Raw genomic sequence first — 22,158 nt, forward strand, 5'->3', positions numbered from 1 at the left:
TGTTTTCTTGAAGCTGCATATCCCTGTTAGGGAGATCGTGAGCTAGCATTTCCGTCAAAAAGGCAGCTTGCTTAAATCGTCCGTTTCAATAGTGTACGTTTGTTCGTCGATAAACTTTAAATGCGGCCGCTTCGCCATCCATTCCTTGCCGATTGGAGCCAAGTTCCGGGCTTCAAACCGGTACGGAGGCTTGATCGCTGCAAAAGGCGGTATTTCCCCGATCCGGCACATCGCCCGAATCGTCCCTTCCTTAATGCGCGCGCACGACTCCGCTTTATCGAGATGAATCGCGCTCTCTACGCCTTTTCCATACTTGGTTACAACCGTCTCGATTTCCGGTATAAACATTTTCGCCTCCAATGCCGCCTTGTCGTCGCCCGCCAGAAATATCGTCGGAACGGATTGCGTGCCGGCGACTAACGCCCGCGCCCCGAATTCGCCGATAAACACGCCGTTGAGACGATAGTACATCACTTCAGTCGTGTACGTATGATTGAGTGGAGCGTCGATCGTACCGGCCATCGCATGTTGGCCTACAACCAGCATGGCCGTATATCCCTCAAGCCGGTAATAGGGCTTCGATGGCGGAGTTCTCCCGATATAGTTGACGTCGACGTCGATCAGCTCCTCTGGCAAAATTCCGCCGTTCCCATGCCCGTCCCAAATATCGATTACGGCGTCGGGATAAACGGTGCGAATCCCTTCCACGCAAGCGTTGACTTCATGCGTAAGCTGTCTCATGGAACTTTCTTTCATCGAGCCCTTTCTCGTCTGGGTGAACAAATCCGTTCCCGCAACTCCTTCTAGATCGGTCAATATGAAAAATTTCATCGTGTGGTCTCTCCCCAAAATATATTTTTGCGCCAACGGTTACTTTATTACAGCGGCGGCCAGCGCAGCGTCGGCTTTTTCCTACGTTTCCCGAAAGAAAAATCACGCGCGTGATTTTTATTGCGTAAATATACAAATATAATTTGTTTTTCTTTTGGGGAAGTAGTAATAACACCTCCTTACCTTTTCGTACAGTTTGCAAAAAAAATCACGCGGGTGCGGTATCCATTTAATTCAATATAGTAGTTAATTTTATTTGTGATGTCAATGACTATTTTGCAAGTGCTTTCACAAATGTTATCCGTTCAATGCGAGATGCACATGGCCGTAGATTCACGATCGACTAACTCATAATTTAACAATAAGTTTGTTGTACACACCCGTTCGCGTTGATCCGCTTCAATAGCAGCTCCGCCGCCTTCTCGTCGCCCTCGCTAAGCGGAAACCTCATCGATGCTGTGAAATCGTCACTTCGGCATACAGGTCGTCAAATCCGGCCACGGAACAGTCTTGCGGAATCGATACGTTTTTTTTCGATATACGAAAAGCCAACCGCGATTATGCGCATATGTTTGTGTCGCAAAATCGTTATAAACATCTGTTTGTGTCGTGAAACTGCGACACAAACAGATGTGCTTCTTACGCGGGATCAGAACACCTGCTTGACTGCTCACGGAGCAAATTAGCATATAATTGCCTCGGAGCCGCCTATTCGTGGACGGCCAAGACTACCCGATGGTATAAACGGGTAGGCCATCGTTGCCGATTGTTGCTTTATACCGGGCCCCGTTCGGAGCAAAAATGTAATAGCCGTTCCATACGTTCGTACCGGCTAGAAGGATGGTCTGTGATCCCTTCCCTTCCAGTTCCCCCGCTTGGAGCCTAATATTTTGGCAGCTGCTCAGCACATTCACCGCATACCGGTTCGCCCCGCCCGTTCCGGATGTATAGTCACGATTTTTGATTACGGTAGGGAACAATATTTCACCGTTCCGCGCATTGTTCTCGATCCGGATCGCGTCACGGTCCGCGTCAGTCGCCGTGGCGGCACTATCTATGGTGACCCCGTCGATTTTAAAGCCCCATACATAGTTCAAATAAACCCCCGTCCTGCCGATCCGTTTTAACCGGGAACGTCCGATTTGAATATTGGTTGTGTACCCTTTGCTTTTGTACCAGGTTTTAACCGATGCCGCCGTAATCGAGGCATCGTAGCCCGGCTCCCCGGGTATTGGAACGTTAAAGGAGACATCATGCTCCGTGACGAGCATGCCATCGGCGGTAACGTCTGTCACGGAGTTGCTATCCCCGATGATTACATCGGCAACATAAGCCAAATAAACGCCCCGATATCCTTTCTTTATGCTGTTATGATCGATTTTCACATGGCTTGCCCACGAAAGATAAATGACATTCGCATTGCTTGAAGGCGACATAATCCCTTGATGATCGAACATGTTGCCGAGAATGCTTACGTTATCGTAGTAAGCGGCAATCGTTCCGAATACGGCCCCCGTAATGACCACGCTTTCATTTTTTATATCCTTGAAAATATTATTGGCAATATGGATATTTTTCCCCGCTTGCGGCAATTTGGAATTCAACCCGGATGCGTCCCGGTTGGCTAAGGACGAGCCGCCCCATGCGCTGTCCAGCTTCACGCCCCTCGTACAACCAATGAACGTATTTCCGGAAATATCCACATCTGAAAATTTAAATAACCGAATCCCCGCATAAGTCATGCCTTCAAACGTACATCCGTGAACTTTGATGTTATGGTTCCACAAATTATGAACCGCGCTATGGTTTCCTATACCGGCAGCCCATGCTTGCATGCCCGTCGTTCCGCTGGCGCCGAAATAGCAGTCGGTCACGCGGATGTTCCGGCAAGGCGTACCGTCGTTGACGCCAAAACCATTCGGATCCGACCCGAGCGAGTCGCTAGTCTGATTGGAAATCTGGATAGCTTCGCGAAAAGCACTGTTTCCTGTGTGATCGCGAAATCCGAGAAACCGGCACTTGTAGAACGATACGTCCTCGCATGCATTCATATCGACGGCATGCCCCCCAACAATATCGCGGATTTCGACATTGTTGAACGTAATATTCCTGCCTCTGAGTAAAATTATTGCGTTATATCCGCTAGGAAAATTAGCAATGTTCCCTTCAAATACACCGCCCTCAATGACGATATTCCCGTGTCCGTCATATCCGCCGAACGTTTCTCCCGGATCCCCGTTGTAAAGGTACGCGCCTGCATGCGATCGAACAAGTGTAGCCATATTGAGCTTAAGATGCGTGTTTCGGTATACTTTAAGTGGACCTTTCAACTTATATGTACCGGAAGGAACTATAACCTGTACAGGGCCGGTCTTGGCTTCATTCAATGCGCCTTGAAAAGCGGGGCTCCAATCCCAATCGGCGGCATCCGCGGTTTGGTTTGGAATGAGATGCTGATAGTCCACAACATTGACTCCAACCGCTCTGGAGATAGTGTTGATTTGAGCCAGGCTTTCGGATAGGCTGTACGTCTTATACGATCCGGAAGTAAACCGAACGTTATCTCCTATTAATACGACGGATGAGACGTTCGTTAATGTTCCGGGAACGTGATACGTTCCTGCAGGAATATATATTTCTCTCCTGCCCTCGCTCCGTGCCCAATCTATCGCGGTCTGAAATGCTGCCGTGTCATTCGTAAGCACGTCTCCCTTCGCGCCGAAATCCCTCACGCTAATCCACTCGCGCAATTTGTCGCTGACAATCCGTTCCGGCTGTTCAACCGCAAAACGGTACGTAACGTTATCGGCATCCATCTTCGGTTTTTTATTCTTGTCGTCCCCATTCCCGTACACACTTGACGAAACGGAGGCTTCCCCTCTAACTGCATTCGACATTCCTCCCGCAACTACGGCAGCACCCGTCACGGCAATAGAGGCCAGCAATTTTCTGCGGCTGATCCGGCTGTTTCGTGCTGCTTGCGCTTGTTCGGATAGTCCTTCTATAGTCGAATTCTTTTCGGTTGCGTTCTTGGTTTCCGGATTCTTCTTCACTCGAATATACCTCCCTGAATTGGTATAGCTTTTTAAATCATGTTCTTCAGCCTTTTCAGAAGTGAGCGGAACGCATTAAATAAGGCCGCTGCTGGCGGCAACGGCCCTCCCTTTTTACCTAAGATTGCTCAAATCCAAGGTAATTTCACCGCGACCGCGCTTAATTGCCTGCAGCTACCCTCTCGCTAATTTGCTTGATGATGCTTTCTTCCGCCTCCCTTAACGCAGTATTCAAGTCGACGCCATTTTTAACCATTTTACTTACTGCAGCATTCATCGCCGACATAGCGATGGAATCGTATTTGGTTGGAATAAATGTTTTGGCCGGTTTTGTTTTGTAAATGGCCTCAATATGCTTATTTTTCATAAAATCCATATCCGCACCGAAAGAACTGGAGAATTTTGGATCCTTCATGACGGAATATTTACCATGCCTCGACATATCCATTTGAATTTCATCGGAGGTAATCGCCATGATGACTTTGAAAGCGGCATCTTTATTTTTGCTTGTCGGTGAAATCCCCATTGCATGAGCGTCTACCCGCGTACCGAGACCCGGTGCTTCCGGCCATTCCGGGTAAGTCGCCATATCCCATACATCCGGGCTGTTATAAAGCTTGTAACCCATAATATCATTGAGCGAGGCATACATGGCCAAAGTTCCGTTGAGCATCGTTTCGGCCGCTTTTCCATAAGTTGCTATTTGGTTATTGCCTGGAATTTGATAAACTTTGGTGGCAAAGTCTAAAACCTTCTTCCATTGATCCGTGTTGACGAGCGCTTGATTCGTTTTCGGATCGACATAAGGAAGGGATAGCTGCGAAGCCATCCGCTCGATGACGTTGACTTCCAAACCGCGGTATTGAACGCCGCTATCCTGTCTTGTCAGCCTTTTGCCGAGCTCGTACGTTTGCTCCCAGGTCATGCCGTCCTTCGGATAGGGAACGCCGAATTTATCGAAAATGTTCTTATTGTAATACAAAGCGGAAAAATGCCTTGTGTACGGTATGGCGACCAGATCGCTTCGCTGGGTAGCCGCTTTGACCGCGTCCAGCACTTCCGGCTCGAACCGGTTCAAGTCCATTTTATTGGTCTTGATCAAATCGGTTAGCGGGTATATCAATCCCAGATCAGACCAGCTGCTAAAGCCGTAAATGTTCGTTTCGATAATAATGTCGGGCGTCTCACCCGCTGTGACAAGCTCGGCGAGAGAGCTTCCTTTTACGTAGGGCTTCATTTCTACGGTTATCCATGGGTATTTTTGTTGGACGGGATCGATGATATATTGTTTCCGCTCTTCTTCTGTCAGCCATCCGGGAAGAAATCCTAAGGTAACCGTAACGGGTGACTGATCTACTGATCCCGTCTCCGAGTTATCGCCGCTTGAAGAAGTTTGCCCGCATCCCGCCAGGGGTAAGGCGATCAATAGAGTCGTTTTTAGTAACCACAAGTTTCTCTTCAACATGATTCCTCCCGTGAATTTACGAACCGTTTCCCGGTTTCGCAAACTGATCCATCTTCTATTTCGCCCAAAACGGAAGCCGCCTTGTGGAAATGAGCGGTGCAAGCACATGCCCGCTGGCGGAGTTCGGGTGACCGCACTCGAGCGGCGAAGGACCGACGTAAATTGTTTCTTTCCCTTCAATCGCAAGAAGACCTGGCTCTAACGATACAATGGCGTACAGTCCTTCCTCATACGGCGCACACCGCGACAAGAGCCTGTGCGAGGCGGTGATTTCCTCCGAATAACGAACCGACTCGTAGTTTTTGCCCATATAGAAATATGACATGCTGTTCATCTGAATATAGTAAATGTCGTCGATCACCCTCACGCCGTCGAGATGCAGGTGGCCGTTCAGGCAAGCTATTACTTTCTGGAAGTTTGCCTGCTCGTTCGCTTCTTTAAGGATAGTCCGAAATTCCTCGTGATTGTGAATCCCCGATAAATAACGAGACTCCAGGCTTTGATGACTGAAGATGATCGTTTGCTTGTCGTTCGCCGCCAGGTCGGCGCGCAGCCAATGAAGCTGTTCGGGAGTCAAATTATTATTCGCCTCGGGAAATTGGTGGTAATTCCCGAATGCATAATCCGTATACTTGCCATCGATGCAAAGATAGTTTGCATCCAACACAACAAAATGATAGGAACCACTGTCGAACGAATAGTAGTTTCGCTCCATTCCGCAGTACGCCATAGCGGTCGACTTGTCGCACACATCCATGTCATGATTGCCCAGCACATGGAAACGAGGGCCGTTGAACCTCTCCCAGGTGTCCATGAAAAACCGGTTTTCTGGATGCGGATAGCAAAAATCGCCAAGCTGGATGACAAAATCGACCTGTTCGCGATTCATATGATCGATGAACTGTTTCAGCCGGGGCTCGGCCTGGTACATAAAATCCAAGTGAACATCGGCGACAACGCCAAATCTGACAGTATGTTTCGACATCTTGCGACTTCCCCCGTAACCGCGATTTTTTTATGTATTGCAAGGTGACATTCAGCATAACGCTCAAACAAAACTAATACGGCTCACCCATCACCACCTCTGGAACTTGCAAAATAAATGTAACCCATTTCACTAATAGTTATCAAAACAATCCATAAAATCGTTTAATTATTAGAGTAATCTTGCATCACCTCCACATAATTGATGTAACCCATTACATTATAACCGATCCTATCGACTGCAACAATACATTAGATGACAGTTTATTATGTTTTAACAATCTCTTTAATAAAGCGCTGTTCACAATTGAATTCAGCTTCATTGTCCGATATAATTTAATGTAACGGTTTACATAAATTAAAACGATAAGCGTTATGCATACTGCACGCGAAAGGAACTAAACTAGTGAATCAAAAAAGGGCAAGCATCTATGACATTGCTAAAGAAGCGGGAATGTCCGTTGCAACCATTTCGAGGACGATCAATAACCCGGATAAAGTAAACATAAAGACCCGAACAAAAATCCACGCCATTATGGAACGGTTGAACTACACTCCGAACGCGCTGGCTCAAAGCCTGGTCTCCCGAAGCACCAAAACGATCGGTGTTTTTATAGCAAAGGTGCAAAATCCTTTTTATGCGGAAATGTTGCATACGATTGAAAAGTTCGCGTTCGACAATCAATACTCCATTCTGTTCGGGAACACGTTCAACGATATTCAAAAAGAGGAACATTACGTGGATTTGTTTCTGAAAAAACAGGTTGACGGAATCATTTTTGCCGGCGGCCGCAACTTAAGTGAAGCGCATAGCGAGCACATCATGAAAACGGCGGAGCGAGTTCCCGTTGTGTTAACAAATCACTCGGTAGTCGGGAAAAATATATACAGCGTGATATCGGATGAGGCGGAAGGCACTGCTCTTGCCGTTCAACATCTGATCGACACAGGGCGATCCAAAATCGCCTTCATTTATGGATACGATAATTCCTACCCCAGTGTCGTCAAAAAAGACAGCTACTTCAAAACGCTTAGCCGCAACCATCTAGCGGTAGATGATAATCTTATTATGAAAGCCTCTGAAGATACGATGGAGGGAGGATACAACGCATGCGGCGCTCTTCTCAGCAAAGGAGCCGAATTTGATGCCCTTTTTGCTACCAATGACTTGATGGCGATTGGGGCCATGAAAAAGCTGATTGCGTCGGGAATCCAAATTCCGCAGAATGTTTCCGTTGTCGGATATGACGATATTCAGTTTTGCAATTATATATCTCCCAGCCTGAGCAGCGTAACGCAAAATATGTCCGATCTCGGCAGTATGGCGGTGCAAATATTGAATGAAGTGCTGGAAGGAAAGAATGTTGAAAAAATTAAATATTTGCAGCCGCATCTCAAAATTCGCGAATCCAGTATGCGGGCTTAATAGCTGCAAATGGATTAACCGGGCTCCTGCTCCGGCGGGCCGATCTATGCTGGACCGTGTAGACGAGTCTTTGTTTAACGGTTAACCGCACTTTTCCCCATCTATATCGAAAGGCTGTACCCGAAGCCGCCGACGGCTTAAGGCACAGCCTTTTCTTTTCACTAATGCGGGTTCTTCAACATCCTCTATTAAGACGGTACACCTAAAACATTGGACTCCGATTATACGATTCATTTAAATGTAACTCCATAATAACCCAAGTTGCAGCCGCCTCTCCTTTCAATTTTAACTGTCTTTTGCTCATTATTGTCGAGTACTTGGTAGTTTACCGTAGAAGGACGAACCAGTTCAATGAAATAATCCCCCGGCGGTACTTCCTTGCCGTCCATTCCGGTATGGTCCCATGTAAATGATGCAACATAAGCGAATGAACTTGGAATTACCCCCGAAAAAGGCGGCAATTTGTGGCTATATACAACCTCATGACCTGCACGAACTTGAAAAGTTAGTTCAATTGGACTAACCGATATATCTTCTTTCATATTGTTGTGGATTTGGGCATAAAAAGCTCGGTCATTCTCATAAGCACCCCCGGGAGAAATAAAAAACGGGACACCTGGAGCGCAATTCGATACCAGTACCCCCACCCGCATTAATCTCCACTCGATCACGGGCTTTCCTTGGTAAATATCGATTTTATGCGCCCAGTTCGTCGCTTCCGATCCCGGCTCGTATCCGACTGACGCACCCATCTTTTCAGAAAAAAGCCTTAATGGGATATAAGCCTTATTATTATAATTGATTACGCCATTATCTCCAGAGACATCAATAGCTTCTACATCCTTTCCGTTGTGGATCGTAACCATGCTCGGAAAAAGAGTTCCTTGAATCGTTGAAGAGGGCACCGCTGCCGTCAGAAGTGTCAAAATAAACCCGCACACTAATCCAAACATCCATTTTCTCAAAATAACCATCCTCCCGATCCGCATAATTCTTGATTATTTTCCTTATATTGTTAGATGCAAGAAAAGCCTTTTTGTTACGTTATCCTGCCCGTTTAGGTGAGCAAACGGTTACTACGTATCGTATCGAAATTGGGCAGCAGATTGAGTCCGCAAATGAACAGCTCATAAATAATGTCTTTTCATTTCCATCAGAAGAAGGAGTTTATGTGTATCAGATATTTGCTCAATGGAAGATTTCCGAAAAATATATTACCGGAGATGCAAACTATGTCTTTATAGTACAAATTGAGCAGTGAGGCAAAGCCATCGATATACGCATAAAAAGTGTCCTCAAGGGCGCTTTTTAGGTATTCTATGATTCGACGACGCGCTCATACAACCGTACTCCGGGCCACAAAAGCCGCAAGTCGTTGGAGTTGTATTCAAAGCTCGCTATCACCGAAGCTCAAAACGAAGCCGCGGAGTTGAACGTGTATCCACGTTCGCCGCTCCGAGATCCACCCTTTTTCCGAGTCAGCTCAATACTACTTCATAAGGCACTGCCAAAACTAATAAAAGGGATATCCTGTACAGTGTTTGGGCAGATTTCTGTCTGAACGTTCCAAAAGGCCATCTAAATAAACGACGGCCTTTCTGGCAATCTAACTATCGTATTCGTCAATATGTTGCTATCACAAATGAAATCAGTATTACTTCAACGAATGAATAAGACCGAGGAATCTCGGGCGGATTCGAGTAAAACCCCTTCGTCGGATGTAAGCACGCGCGAGATCGAATCCGCCACTTCCAGCAGCAGGCGACCTGAACTGTCCAGCAGTATGACGCCGTAGTTATCGGTTTCGCCAAACCGGCATACGATCCGACCATTCAAGACTTGAACGCTGCTGACCGGCGTTGACCAAACGAGCGGATCTGCCCCATATGGATCGGCATAGTACAGTTCGAATCGGTTCGCTTCCTTCATTGTTGTGTAAAATAGGTTGCCGTCGATGTTATCAAACCATGACACTGCATGGTCGGACAGTTTCATTTCGCCCATTCCGTCCAGTTCGGCTGAGTATAGAGCGCTGTCCGTGTCCTTGACATAATAAAGCTTACTGTCGAAGATTCGAAAACGGCTTACTTCGGCATTTACGATCTTGCCGGTTTCACCTGTCTTCAGGTTGATTTTGTAGATTTTATTCGGGTCGGTTTGACCACGTGATGCCAATACATAAATATCATCGCTGATGATAGTTGTAGAGGAACCGTCGCGGCCTGCCCCGAAACCATTGCCGTACGTGACATGCCAGCCGTACATCAGGTTCGCATCGCCAACAGCATTGCGGTTCCCACCCTCCGGCCCAGGAGGGGACAAATAAAGATTGCCACTCCTAGGGGGAACACCGAAATTGATGATCAATGTGCCATAAGGGGTTTCACGGAAGTCCAGATACCCTCGATATAATAGCTCCGCCTTGCCGTTGTCGCCGATTTTCACAAACTCGTCGTGCCCCATAGTGGCTCCCCCGAGGTGGTAGGTAAACCACAGCGTATTGTCACGGATTTGAAAGGCTGCCTGCTTTTGTAGTCCATATGTTGTGACGTTATAGGAATAAATTTCTTCCTTGTCGTATGGCTGCTGCATGGGAGCCCGATATACATGGTTCGTCATATCCGTCGTCTCGACAAAATAGTAATACCCCTTGAAAAGTGCAACATCGTTCTCACCGGAATATGCAGGAAGTTGGACCGATTGCACCTGCGGGTTTTCGGACGTGATGCCAAGTCCATCGGTATCGCTCCACTGGTAACCCCATTTGAATTCGTCGTGCGCGAAGCGCCAAGTCAACGGAAAATATGTTACATCCCGGAAGCTTAGCAGCGGATATTCTTCTTTTGTGTTGTCGATCGCCTTCCCGTTGACCATGACGGCAGATGCGAGAACTTCCGCGGCGTAGGAGGCCGAGTTGCGACGTTCGGACTTGTATGGCACATACGAAGAGGTCACCTGGCTTTGTTTGATGGTCAAACCGTCGTCCGGCGCCCAATTCGCTTCCAAACCGAGCAGTCTGCTGTCGTACCACGTCATCGGAAAATAGGTGATACCGTGATAAACTAGCAGAGGATAATCTCGGTACTGATTTTCGACCGCATGTCCATTCAGGTTCACCGTAAAGTCCGGCAGCGTAACCCTTACGCTCGCATCAGCAGCTCGACTGAGTCCGCCAGGTGCCAACAAGCTCAAACATAATGAAAATACAACCGCACACCCGATCCATTTTTTTATCATAGTTCCATTCTCTCCTTTTTGAACCATACGAGTCATTATTTGTATGATATATTGACGTTCAATCCAAAAAAAGGTTGCACAAAACTGCTCCATCTAGCTGAGCGTCTCCACTTTACTTCGGCAAAAGAGTCAAGTTCTTGTCGCGCGTCAACAAAAGGGTCAAGTTCTTGTCGTTTGTCCGCGCCAAGAAACAGACCCTCGCACTAAGAATCCCAATCTCTGCGTATCTGCGATGGCTTCGAGCGTCGAAGAAAACGGCGTCCACTCCTCCAACTCGTCCCTACATACCAATGCGTTGAACCGACAGTGCCTCTCCTTCCGCGCCGATACCGCTCCTCCCGCCAGAGTCCCCCACCTCGACAGTGGCAATGCAGCGTTTCAGCTCATAGACCGGGTCCCCGCAAAAGCAACTGCTTCTCCTGATCAGCGAACGTGCCGCTACTCGAGCGCGCCGTCCGGGCTCACATACATCTTTAGCTTCTTTACATGCTCATTTTGTTGATTGTCAGAGGAACTGCCCGTCTTACTTCAACAAATGAAAGAGGAGCCGCCGCATGGCAAGCTCCTCCGTAATCGTTTTTTTGTAAGACAAGTAGAATGTAAATATCATATGGTGCATTAGAAATCACATCTGATTCGGCTTCGAAATGCGCGGTAACTGCGGAAGACTTTTGTCCCATGGTATTCGAACGGTCCTTCCGTTCTTCAATGATTAAGAGCAGGTCACCGTGACGCCTACTTACGGCCTTCCGCGTTACAATAGCCGCAGATCTTTAATGAGTATCTTTGTTTAAGCTCCTCTAACTTTAGGTCTTAGATAGTTACGGGCGCCTCCCCAACCCCCATGTACTTCATTCATTTGATCATTGGATAGCTCTTCAGGCAAGTCCTCAACCTCTATCAGGTTCTGTTCCTCTGTCAGTTCGATTTCAGCCGATTTTTTTTCTTCCGCCGCCATGCTATCTTCTTCCTTCCCGTATCTGATTTTGCATGTATTTGATCAATATCATAATAACTATTGAAGGAAATCCTTACCATACCCCAAATGGGGTATTTACAATAATGTTGTATTAATCTGATCCAATGAACGGCCGGCGGTTGGGCGCGACATTGGTGCGGTGCGCCAACGCAGCGCGGTCTCGCGCGCACTGGGCACGTCCAACGGCGTAAGGCGGTCGGCAAGCAGCTTGACGCCGGCGTCTTGCTGCTGCAGCTTGCCGCGAATGAGCATGAGGCGCTCCTTCTGTACATGGCTTCCATATTTTTTCCAGATTTCCGGAAAAATGACGACCTCGACCTTTTCGATGCGATCCTCCAGCTTCACGAAAGCCATGGCCTGACCTTTTTGGGTCAGGAAGTTTTTGCAGTATACAATCATCCCCGCCACGGTCACCTCGCTTAAATCCGGCTCTTCTGCCAGCTGATGAAGCGGCATGGCTTCGAGCTCTTGCAGCAGCGGTTCATAAGCGTCGAGAGGATGGCCGGAAATAAACATACCGAGCAGTTCACGTTCCAGCGCGAGCTTCTGAAGCCGGGTATACGGAGCGACGTCGGGGTATTCGATCGTCCAATTCACCTTCTCGGTCAAGCCCAACAAGTGCAGTTGCAGTTCCTCTCGCTCCTTTTTCCATTTCAGCACCGCCTCAATCATCCGTTCCATTACGGCCAACAGCTGCGCCCGGTGGCCGGGGAGAGAATCGAACGCACCTCCCAAAATCAAGGATTCGATCACCCTCTTGTTGCATACCCGCAGATCCACCCGTCTGATAAAATCGAGCAAATCTTTATAAGGCACGCCATTCCGTTCACGGATTATGGCTTCGATCGCCTGCGTTCCGACGTTTTTGATCGCGGCAAGCCCAAAGCGTATCGCTCGAGCGCCGGTATCTTCGTTAAGAGATTCCGAGTTCAAGCCGGCGTTCTGCTCTTCGCTGCTCCGTCGCGGATGGACAGGAGTAAACGCCTCATTGCTTTCGTTCACGTCGGGAGGCAGCACTGCAATCTTCATGCGCCGACATTCATCGACGTATTCGGCCACCTTGCGATGGTTGCCCATGACGGACGCCAGCGTCGCCGCCATGAACGGCACGGGATAGTGTGCCTTCAGCCAAGCCGTACGAAAGGTCACGACAGCATAGGCCGTTGCGTGCGCACGTGGAAAGCCGTAGTCGGCGAAGCGCACGATCATGTCGTACACCTTGTTGGCGTCGGCCTCGCTGTAGCCCTCCCGCAAGCTGCCGCGGATAAAGTGGGTACGTTCCTCGTTCAGCACCTCGCGCTTCTTTTTTCTAACGGCGCGCAGCAGCGAGTCGGCCTCGCCGAGACTGAATCCCGCCATCTTGGCGGCTATATGCATGATCTGCTCCTGATAGAGGATAATCCCGTACGTATCGCGTAAAATCGGCTCCAGCGACGGATGGGGATACTCCGTCTCAATCTCCCCGTGCTTGGCCTTCATATACTTAGGGATAAATTCCATCGGTCCCGGCCGGTACAATGCTCCGACGGAAATAATATCCTCAAACTCCGACGGCTTCATTTCTTTCAACAGTCGTCGGAAGACGGCGGACTCCAATTGGAAAACAGCCACCGTTTCACCGCGGCACAGCATCGCATACGTGGCCGGATCGTCCTCCGGAAGCTTCCGCAAATCGATCTCGATGCCGTCCCAATCCCGAATCCAGCGCAATGTACGCTCGATTACTGAAAGAGTGCGCGAACCGAGAAAATCCATCTTCAGTAATCCAATCGCTTCCAGATGCTCCATAGAATATTGCGTCAAAGCGGTCCCCTCCGCCCCCTCTTGGAGCGGCACGTACCGGGTAAGCGGCTCGCGGGAAATAACGACGCCCGACGCATGCGTGGATGCGTGACGGGGTAACCCTTCGACCTGCATCGCCATGTCGAGCAGTTCTGCGGTTTTGGGTTGCTTGGCTGCCAGCGCCTTCAGCTCGGGATTGACCGTAAGCGCCTCCTGCAGCGTGATCCCGAGATGGCCGGTGATCATTCTGGCAGCCCTGTCAACATCGTTATAGGGCAGGTTCATTACCCTGCCGACATCTCGCAATGCGGCCTTCGCGGCCATCGTACCGAACGTGATGATCTGCGCGACATGGTCTTTGCCGTATTTTTCCGCAACGTAAGCGATCACTTCTTCCCTCCGCAGGTCGTCGAAATCGATGTCGATATCCGGCATCGATACCCGCTCCGGGTTCAGGAAGCGCTCGAACAACAGGCCGTACCGGATCGGATCGACATCGGTGATGTTCAGCGAATAAGCGACGAGACTTCCGACAGACGAGCCCCGACCCGGCCCGGTGGCGATACCGCGCTCATGGGCGAAGCGGATAAAATCCCAGACGATTAGAAAATAGTCGGAGTACCCCATTATTTCAATGACCGTAAGCTCGTACTGTAATCTTTCCTCTATCATCCGCCGATATGAAGCATCGACTGTAACGCCACCATCATCCTTGTGACGTCCATCCCGGCTCCAACCGTACCGGGCGGCAAGCCCCTGCCGGCACAATTCGGCCAAATACCCTCCGGCGGTTAACCCTTCTGGTATCGGCCGGAATTCAGGCAAAATCGAGCCGCCGAATTCCAGCTTCAGATCGCAGCGGTCCGCCACAACGGCCGTGTTGGCCAAAGCCTCAGGGACGTGAGCGAACAGCCTGCGCATTTCTTCACCGCTTTTCAAGTACAATTGATCGGTCGTAAAACGTAGCCTGTCAGTATCACCTACCGTCTTTCCGGTGCCGATGCTAATCAGCACATCCTGGACCGCATGATCCGAAGCCTTAATATAATGAACATTGTTCGTGACGATTAATGGGATTCCGGTTTCCCTGCTCAACGCAATCATGTCGCGCATCACTTTCTTTTGCTCGGTCAGCCCGTGATCCTGCAGCTCCAGAAAGAAATCGTCGCCGAATATATTCCGATACCTTTCGGCGGCCAGCTTCGCTTCCGCGTGCCTTGCATGAAGTAGATGCTGGGAAATCTCCCCCCCGAGGCAGGAGCTTAAGCAAATCAAGCCTTCGGCATATTCCGCCAATCGCTCGGCATCAATACGCGGCTTGTAGTGAAAGCCCTCCAAATGGCCGATCGAGATGAGTTTCATTAAATTTTGATAGCCCGATTCATTTTTGGCAAGCAGGATTAAATGGTAAACCGGCTGATTCTGCCGGCTTCCTTTGTCGCGTATCGAGCCTGCCGTAAAGTATGCTTCACAGCCGATGATCGGTTTGATTCCCCGCTCCGTACACGCTTTATAGAATGGTACCGCTCCATACATGACGCCGTGATCGGTCAGCGCAAGCGACGTCATGCCAAGCTCGGCCGCATGGGCGGCCAAATCTTCGATCCGGGCCGCCCCGTCTAGCAAACTGTATTCACTATGCACGTGCAGATGCACAAAACGTTCCATGCATACTCATCCCTATCTTATTTTCTATCATTTTATAATAATGATAATGTCGTTCAGCCTGTTCGGTATGTTCAGTGATAACGGTTAACCCATTGCTCAACACACTCTTTTCGATAATCATTCTTCGAAATGTAAAATTAATCCATCCCAATTTTATCGCACATATGTTCGATAGTAAACATATAACAGGGGATAAAATACGACAAAAATCACTTTCTAAATCTCCTGCTATCAGGCTATGGACAAGTCCGCGCATTCTGCCAATCCGTTTCAGCGTAAACTGCCCTTAGTCCAATGGCAAAAAAATGCCCCATAGCAACGGGCTATGGGGTTAAGATTTATATTAATAAGGGGGTCAACACTTATTATAGGCTACATTTATTAATGCAAAGTGAACCGATAATTTCAAGTTTATTACAAATTACAGTCACATTTGTTGCTGAAGTAATCTGTCCGTTAGCGCAACGACGGCAGCCGAACATTTTGGCCGGCTGCCGTCGTGTAACGATCGAGCTATCGTATCCGTTAGGTTAATGGCTTAAGACGAGAGCCTTACAATTGTTTAATGCCTATATTCTTGCCATTCAACCTGAAAATACAGAAAATACCATACCCTAATAGACCTCCAGAAGTATTCAGGATCAGATCATCTACATCGAAATTTCCGATGGAAAAAAAGACCTGCAAGCATTCTAGGAGTAAGCTCATTCCCAGTGATCGGATAAATACTCCACTAAGCGAAATCATTTTGCTTTTAGACAATATTACAATAAAAATTCCATACGGCATGAATGCCAAGATATTCCCGACAAAATTGATTACTTCATGGATTGACGGACTTAGAACGGTATCGGAAATTGTTTTAAGCGGAATAAAATTACCATACAGCATCCGGTGCATGCTATACTCAGGTTTCTCTAGATTTTTCTGCAGTCGATACCACAGAAAGTCCATATCAATCGAGCCGTACTTAAATAAAATGATTCTAAATAAGATAAGCATATACAAGGCAAACAGTCCTGGCACCACAATTCGATTCATTAGTTTCGTTAGTTTCATTTTTCTCGTCCTCGTTTTTGAGTCATGAAGGGTCGTGCTATTAATTAGGATATTAAGAGATCTCTCATTTTCGCTATCAATCAGATAGATCAATCCGATGCGACACCCTACTGATGTTCAAACTAAATATTACTTATTGATCAACAACAGACTTCCCTGATAAATCTTATTGCTTGTCACATGTATCATTCGTTTTTCGTTGCTGTGGCTGTCGTTTGCGAGCTCCGGCTTCTACTTCATAACTGAGCAGCAAATGGAGGAAAACCAAAAAAACCCGTCTTCATTTCAGTTTCCTTCTTACCTCTTCCAATAAGGATAAGGAAAATTGTTTAATAAAAAGTCGGGTATTTATAAAATTTTTTCTTAAATTTCATGAATTTTTGCGCCGGTAATCGCACTTCAAGGAATGAATCTTCCCCTTATCCGCTCTAATTTGAATCAAACGTATCAGCTCATTTATCTTTTATATCCCTTATTATGGCAAGTAATCAAGGCCGCTGATAATCCAGACATTGTTATAAAAATGGTCAAACAGTGAGCAACAAAATCACTTGAGCTGCGCCTAGTTTCTTGTTGTCTTTTTTGGACATACCCTGGTAGTTGGGCAATACCGTATCAACTAAAACAAGCGATGGATCGGTTCCATCGCCGTGTTATCGTCTCCGTTAGCGTAGCGAAACGTTATGCTGGGACTTTGTAAATAATTATATTCCTCGGTATTTCCAATTATTTATAAGCTCAGTAGCTTCATTAACACTTTCTCGACATTGCTTGATAAAATCCGAATTATAATTATACTGATTGGTTGCTTTTAGAAATTCATCCTCATCTAACACTTTAACTTCCCCACCATATTTACAATAAACATCTAATTCATAATCGTGATACGCTATTTCGCTTTCGTTGATCAATGGAAACGAAGAAATATTAACGTATAAGGAACTTGGCTCACCACTCTCTGAATAATTTTCAATTAAATTATATCCTTTATTTTTCCAGAAAAATGATCTCGAACTACCTTTGGTTACCCAATCTTCACCTTCGCATTCATCCATATTGTCCACTAAGTGTGACAGTTGCGATATAATCTGATGTGCTTTCTTCAACTTTCGAATTCCACCATCTATAAACCTTTCCGTCATACCGGAGTGCAGAAATCTTAATATTCTGACCTACGTCCATCTTAACCCTCCAAAATATTTGCACTTACCCTAATTTTACCACATGCGAGACATTCACTTGTATGACAGATTCGTTAAATACAGGATCGCTCCGCTGAACTAACCTGCCGGTTAGCATAGCGAGGCCACCGAATCGTTTCGGCAGCCTCATACTAATCGATTGTGAATCCTTGGATTTGCCGTTTCAATTTGGTTTGCATACTTTTGAAACGTGTCAATTCGGTACTTTACGGAATCCGTTGCATGAACTGGCATCAAAAGCACTAATTCTTGGTTCTTATTTCGTCCACCTTTACTGTCTTATTGTCGTCCACCCATGAGCAGCCGGATACTAGGGCACCGCATAACACATAGATCACAGCCGCGTTCTTCATTCGTTCCACTCCCCCCAATTATTCACTTCAATATCTCTTTATCTTGTCCTTCGTGCTCGGCATTCCAGCCTTAACGGCAATTATGAAAGCAATAATGGTAGGTATGATTAATGCAAGTATAAATAGAAGCTGCGCCCATCCGTTACTGAAAAAACTTACTTTGGCTATCCCGGCGATCAAGGAGTACATGTAAACAAACATATTGATTATAGAGAAAAAAAAGCCAAGAACAAACATCATTACACGGTTGTTCCTGTTCCGATTGACTCCTAACAGGTTCAGCAGTAACGATGCGGTTACGGTAAGGGTTGAAGTAAATGCAAGAGCGGCGCCGGCAAGTCCCGATTCGCCAGTCGCGGCCACGGTTAAACAAAGACCGAGCAGAAGCAACACTGGCCCCCATACAGCCAAATTCATTTTTTTCACTCGTCATTTCCCCCTATAAACAATAATGCCCTGCACTTCATGCGTGCTTATTTGTCTCATCCAACCATTCATCAAGCTCGGAAGCTAATCGTGACAGTTCCATTTGCACTTCCACTTCCGAACGGAGAGAAACAAGACGATTCAACATATTTTTTGCCGCAGCGATCTTTTTGATTTTGGGGTTGCGGTAAACGAGCGGCTTGACGGCATGATTCAATTCGTCTACGAATACTTTCCATCCCGGCTCGTCGTTCAGCTTTAGCTTGTGTATGGACGACCGGGAGGCAGGCATTCCCTGTTTCGACCAATCAACCTGGAATTCGCTTTCCGGGTTAAGGACAATATCCTTGATGAACTTCCAGGCCAGTTGCTGCTGCTTGGAAGCGGCGACGATGGACAGAGCAGCCTCGATCCAGACCGTATTGGCCCGAACTCCGCTCGCCAGGCGGGGCAGCGGAGCGACTCCGACCCTTTCTTTCAACTCCGGGTTACGGGCAAGAAACAAATAGTTTCCGATTACTCCGACGCCCATTCCCACATGGCCGGAGGAAATTTCTCTAATAATTGCATCTGTCCCATTGTGCACCTTTTTGACGACATCTTGGCCGTTCTTCAGCAACAAGGCGAACACTTCGATGACAGGCCGGCTATCCAAGTATCCGGTAAAGTGGCTATTGTCAGGTGATAGCATGCTCCCGCCGTTGCTTTGTGCAAGGGATTCAAATAACCCTGGGATGATCGGAATTGCACTGCCGTAAATCTCCTTCCCCCGGGCCGTGTTGGTCTCTTTCAAATGGGCCGACATGGCGAAAAATTGTTCCCATGTCCAATCCTCCGTCGGCTCGGACAGATTTGCCCTGTTGAACCAATCTCTGTTGTAGAATACGGCCAGCGGTTGAGGAGACATCGGGATCCCTGTTAATTGTCCGTTCTCTGTCACCATATCGGTTAGCGGTTTGTATAAGTCGTCGGGAATTGTTCCATCTTCCTTGTAAAAGTGAAGCAGATCGGCAAACAGACCCTGTCTGCTGAAAAAGGAATCGTAAGGCCAAAAGACGAGGTCTACAGCTTTGGCGCCGCTTATTCGTTCCCGAAATTTGGCCCCCTGGAAATCGGGTATTGGCATTGTGGCAATATTAACCTCGATTCCAGGATTGGCGGATTTGAAATTTTCTGCACATTCGACGAACGTGGATATTCTGTACCTGAGTGAGCCGTCGTCATTGTTGGGTATAAGAATCGTCAAAGACCGTTCTTTCGAACTTGGCTGTTTCGAGGTTATTACGGCTCCTGACGAATCACACGCATCATCATCCATATACTGTTCCATCAAGAACCGCTTCCACTCGGCCTCAAACTGGCTAAGTGTGCGCTCAAAGATGGATTCGAGGTTGCCCACATCTCGAAGCAGGCGGTGGAGGGCGTCCCAGCTATATCGGGTTACGATATAATCAATCAGGGTGTAGCATAAATCGATGCCTCCAATCTCTAAAAACTTAAGCCAGTCCGCTACCCGCAAGTAGGTAATCGAAGGCAGTTCACGTTGTCGGTACCTGGTAATTATCCGACTTCGTACTTGTTCGCGGGGCCATTCTTGCCCGACATACCCTCCTATCCCATATACGAGAAAAAACGGTATTTGCGGACTCAATTGCTTGGTTAACGCCATACTATACAGAGACAAAGATTGCCGGACGATATCGTGATAATCAACTCCCGGATTTAAAGGTGAAATGATCTTCACAACGTTCAACTTACCGAAGTTTCCGGTGCTGGTTTTTTTAGAGGGATGCCCTTCGGGAAGCATAGGAAGCATCGACTCTCGATCGGGATAAATCTCATACGCTATTTTTGTGTGCGGGGTGAAATTCAAAGCTGATGTAATACGCTGGAAATTTTTGCGTAAAATAGCCGTGAAATCGTCGGTCACCCTCTGGAATTCCGGACCGCTTTGCCTTGTTTCCAGCATATTGACCATATTAATATACTGCTTGGGGTTGAAGGGCGCTGCGATGTGCCAGCTTTCCAAGTCATTTCTCATTTTTCCGAGGCAGCGGTACATCCTGTTTTTGATCGCGCTTTCATTCAATTTCAACAGCTTGGCGATGTCGCGGAAGGAGTAATCGGCAATATAACGCAAGGTGAGTATTTCCCGGTCGAGCTGATCCAGTTTATTGAAGGAAGTACCGAGATCAATTTTGAAATCCACCTCCTTCGTGAAGTCGGACGTTATAAACCGCGAAAAGTTAGTCTCATGACCTACCGGCAGCTCTTTGGTGTGATACGCTCTACTTGCTTCGTTCATCATGATGTTGGAGGCAATGGAATACAGCCAAGTGTACAAACTCGACTTGTTCTGAAACGAGTTCAGCGACTGATTGGCCTTGAGAAACACCTGTTGCGTCAAATCCTCCGCTTGATCGATTCCGGCTTTGTAGGCGATATACCGCTTGATGCGATCGTAATGCTCCATTAGCAGCTCATTATCGTGCCAATTCACGGATCGGTGCACCTCCCAGTTATGTTAGACAGATCAGGATGGAAAAAAAACACAAGTTTAATTAAAATTTTTCTCTACACTGGACGAAACGGGGGCTTATTTTAAATTTGAATTACGAATGCAACGAACAGGAACAGCTCGCCGCGGTGCCTGCTCCTGTTCTATTCATTACCTTCGTCGGCCACTTCCTTAAAAGCTGGAAACTGCTTACTAATTGTTCCATAATAAAACCCGGAGTAAATATGTGTATAACGGATTATGGCTTCTACTTTTTGATCGAGAACTGTTATTTGTGGTTTTACAATCTCTTTAACTTTCTTTTTAGAAAAGAACATGTACTTCGTTCCTCCACTTCTGCCCTCATTCGATATATCAATATATAAGAATTATAATCAATATGTGGTAAATCTATATAGCAGACGTCGTGAAGCGTAGTTATTTAGCAAATTCCATCAATTACTCGAAACTACGTATCAGCGCCAAATTATTAATACTTTTGGAACTAATCTACCCTTAAGTTAAGAAAGGCAGCCGATCGTAAAAATTCGGCTGCCTACATATGTCTTTCTTGAGCTATCGCTCCCGTTAGCGTTATGACGGGACGCCTTTCAAGACCTACGCCCAACTCCGGCCGGACTTTGACAGCTTCATCCTGCTCTCGCCATCCGGCCGGCAACGAAATAAAACAGCCCGCCCACCATCCAGAACGGTTCCCAGAAGAAGAGGCGCCACCATGCGGAATAAGGGTCGATCGGCAAACCTAGCACTCGGACCATCGCGAGCAGCACCACCACGAAGTTAACTAGCCCATAGAGGAAAAGAAATATTCCACCCATCGTGGCTGCGAAGCGGAACGCTGTTCGGACAAGCCTGCTGTTCCAGCGGATCGTCAGAGCGAGCAATATGAGGGCCCCAGCAACCTTTACCGCCCCCGTCAACCATACTACGATAATAAAGCCTTCGTCGCGCAAGACGGCTCGCCTCGAAATTTCCGGTCCGAGCGTGTCAACCCCGAGCGTGCCGCCACCCGCCCAATAAAAGCTCATACAAGCGAACAGCAAAGACCAGACGACCCCGCAAGTAATCGGCCATCGTTTTCGTCGAACGGGCATGTCGGCACCGCCTTTCGTGGATGCTCCTGACTTTCGTACTGCGAAGTCGTGTTTTTCCTTGCTTCGGACCATTCATCATCA

Annotated in this window: 16 protein-coding genes; 2 read left to right on the forward strand and 14 right to left on the reverse strand. The window is 47.5% G+C overall.

Going from position 1 to position 22,158, the window contains the following annotated elements; all coding sequences use genetic code 11:
- Positions 1–54: 54 nt before the first annotated feature.
- From FE783_RS10105 to FE783_RS10120, 4 genes are all read right to left on the reverse strand, one after another.
- Complete coding sequence (locus FE783_RS10105) at positions 55–831, reverse strand: M55 family metallopeptidase (protein WP_138879233.1); 777 nt, start codon at positions 829–831, stop codon at positions 55–57.
- 728 nt (positions 832–1,559) lie between these two features.
- Positions 1,560–3,884 carry a glycosyl hydrolase family 28-related protein gene (locus tag FE783_RS10110; protein WP_138879234.1) on the reverse strand — a complete coding sequence of 775 codons (2,325 nt, stop codon included), beginning with the start codon at positions 3,882–3,884 and terminating at the stop codon, positions 1,560–1,562.
- A 160-nt stretch (positions 3,885–4,044) separates the two neighbouring features.
- On the reverse strand, positions 4,045–5,457 hold the full coding sequence (locus tag FE783_RS10115; RefSeq protein WP_138879235.1) for an ABC transporter substrate-binding protein: 1,413 nt from the start codon (positions 5,455–5,457) through the stop codon (positions 4,045–4,047).
- The gene (locus FE783_RS10120; RefSeq protein WP_138879236.1) at positions 5,405–6,334 is read right to left on the reverse strand and encodes a metallophosphoesterase family protein; all 930 of its coding nucleotides are present in this window, start codon (positions 6,332–6,334) and stop codon (positions 5,405–5,407) included. The genes FE783_RS10115 and FE783_RS10120 overlap by 53 nt, the downstream gene beginning before the upstream one ends.
- 405 nt (positions 6,335–6,739) lie before the next feature.
- Here FE783_RS10120 and FE783_RS10125 point away from each other — a divergent pair, with 405 nt between their 5' ends.
- Positions 6,740–7,759, forward strand: a complete 1,020-nt coding sequence (locus FE783_RS10125; RefSeq protein WP_138879237.1) for a LacI family DNA-binding transcriptional regulator — start codon at positions 6,740–6,742, stop codon at positions 7,757–7,759.
- 230 nt (positions 7,760–7,989) lie between these two features.
- Here FE783_RS10125 and FE783_RS10130 read toward each other — a convergent pair whose 3' ends face one another.
- On the reverse strand, positions 7,990–8,724 hold the full coding sequence (locus FE783_RS10130) for a hypothetical protein (RefSeq protein ID WP_138879238.1): 735 nt from the start codon (positions 8,722–8,724) through the stop codon (positions 7,990–7,992).
- 71 nt (positions 8,725–8,795) lie between these two features.
- On the opposite strand from FE783_RS10130, the gene FE783_RS10135 reads away from it, so the two are divergent.
- Positions 8,796–9,020 carry a hypothetical protein gene (locus FE783_RS10135; RefSeq protein WP_138879239.1) on the forward strand — a complete coding sequence of 75 codons (225 nt, stop codon included), beginning with the start codon at positions 8,796–8,798 and terminating at the stop codon, positions 9,018–9,020.
- 398 nt (positions 9,021–9,418) lie between these two features.
- On the opposite strand, the gene FE783_RS10145 is transcribed toward FE783_RS10135, so the two are convergent.
- From FE783_RS10145 to FE783_RS10175, 9 genes are all read right to left on the reverse strand, one after another.
- A complete protein-coding gene (locus FE783_RS10145) occupies positions 9,419–10,996 on the reverse strand; it encodes a DUF5050 domain-containing protein (protein ID WP_138879240.1) in 1,578 nt (525 codons plus the stop codon).
- A gap of 790 nt (positions 10,997–11,786) precedes the next feature.
- Positions 11,787–11,954: a hypothetical protein gene (locus FE783_RS37450; protein ID WP_158301708.1), complete on the reverse strand. Its 168-nt coding sequence runs from the start codon at positions 11,952–11,954 to the stop codon at positions 11,787–11,789.
- A 96-nt stretch (positions 11,955–12,050) separates the two neighbouring features.
- On the reverse strand, positions 12,051–15,425 hold the full coding sequence (locus tag FE783_RS10150; protein ID WP_138879241.1) for a DNA polymerase III subunit alpha: 3,375 nt from the start codon (positions 15,423–15,425) through the stop codon (positions 12,051–12,053).
- A gap of 552 nt (positions 15,426–15,977) precedes the next feature.
- Entirely contained in the window at positions 15,978–16,484 is a 507-nt protein-coding gene (locus FE783_RS10155; RefSeq protein WP_138879242.1) for a VanZ family protein, read from the reverse strand.
- A 704-nt stretch (positions 16,485–17,188) separates the two neighbouring features.
- Positions 17,189–17,590 (reverse strand): ribonuclease FAU-1 family protein, encoded by a 402-nt coding sequence (locus FE783_RS10160; protein ID WP_158301709.1) that lies wholly within the window; start codon positions 17,588–17,590, stop codon positions 17,189–17,191.
- Positions 17,591–18,066: 476 nt separating this feature from the next.
- The gene (locus tag FE783_RS10165; RefSeq protein WP_138879244.1) at positions 18,067–18,465 is read right to left on the reverse strand and encodes a hypothetical protein; all 399 of its coding nucleotides are present in this window, start codon (positions 18,463–18,465) and stop codon (positions 18,067–18,069) included.
- A 37-nt stretch (positions 18,466–18,502) separates the two neighbouring features.
- The gene (locus tag FE783_RS10170; protein WP_138879245.1) at positions 18,503–20,965 is read right to left on the reverse strand and encodes an extracellular solute-binding protein; all 2,463 of its coding nucleotides are present in this window, start codon (positions 20,963–20,965) and stop codon (positions 18,503–18,505) included.
- Positions 20,966–21,126: 161 nt separating this feature from the next.
- On the reverse strand, positions 21,127–21,300 hold the full coding sequence (locus FE783_RS37455; protein ID WP_158301710.1) for a hypothetical protein: 174 nt from the start codon (positions 21,298–21,300) through the stop codon (positions 21,127–21,129).
- A gap of 312 nt (positions 21,301–21,612) precedes the next feature.
- Positions 21,613–22,077 (reverse strand): DUF3995 domain-containing protein, encoded by a 465-nt coding sequence (locus FE783_RS10175; RefSeq protein WP_138879246.1) that lies wholly within the window; start codon positions 22,075–22,077, stop codon positions 21,613–21,615.
- Positions 22,078–22,158: the final 81 nt, after the last annotated feature.

Source organism: Paenibacillus mesophilus (assembly GCF_005938385.1).
Classification (GTDB): domain Bacteria; phylum Bacillota; class Bacilli; order Paenibacillales; family NBRC-103111; genus Paenibacillus_AB; species Paenibacillus_AB mesophilus.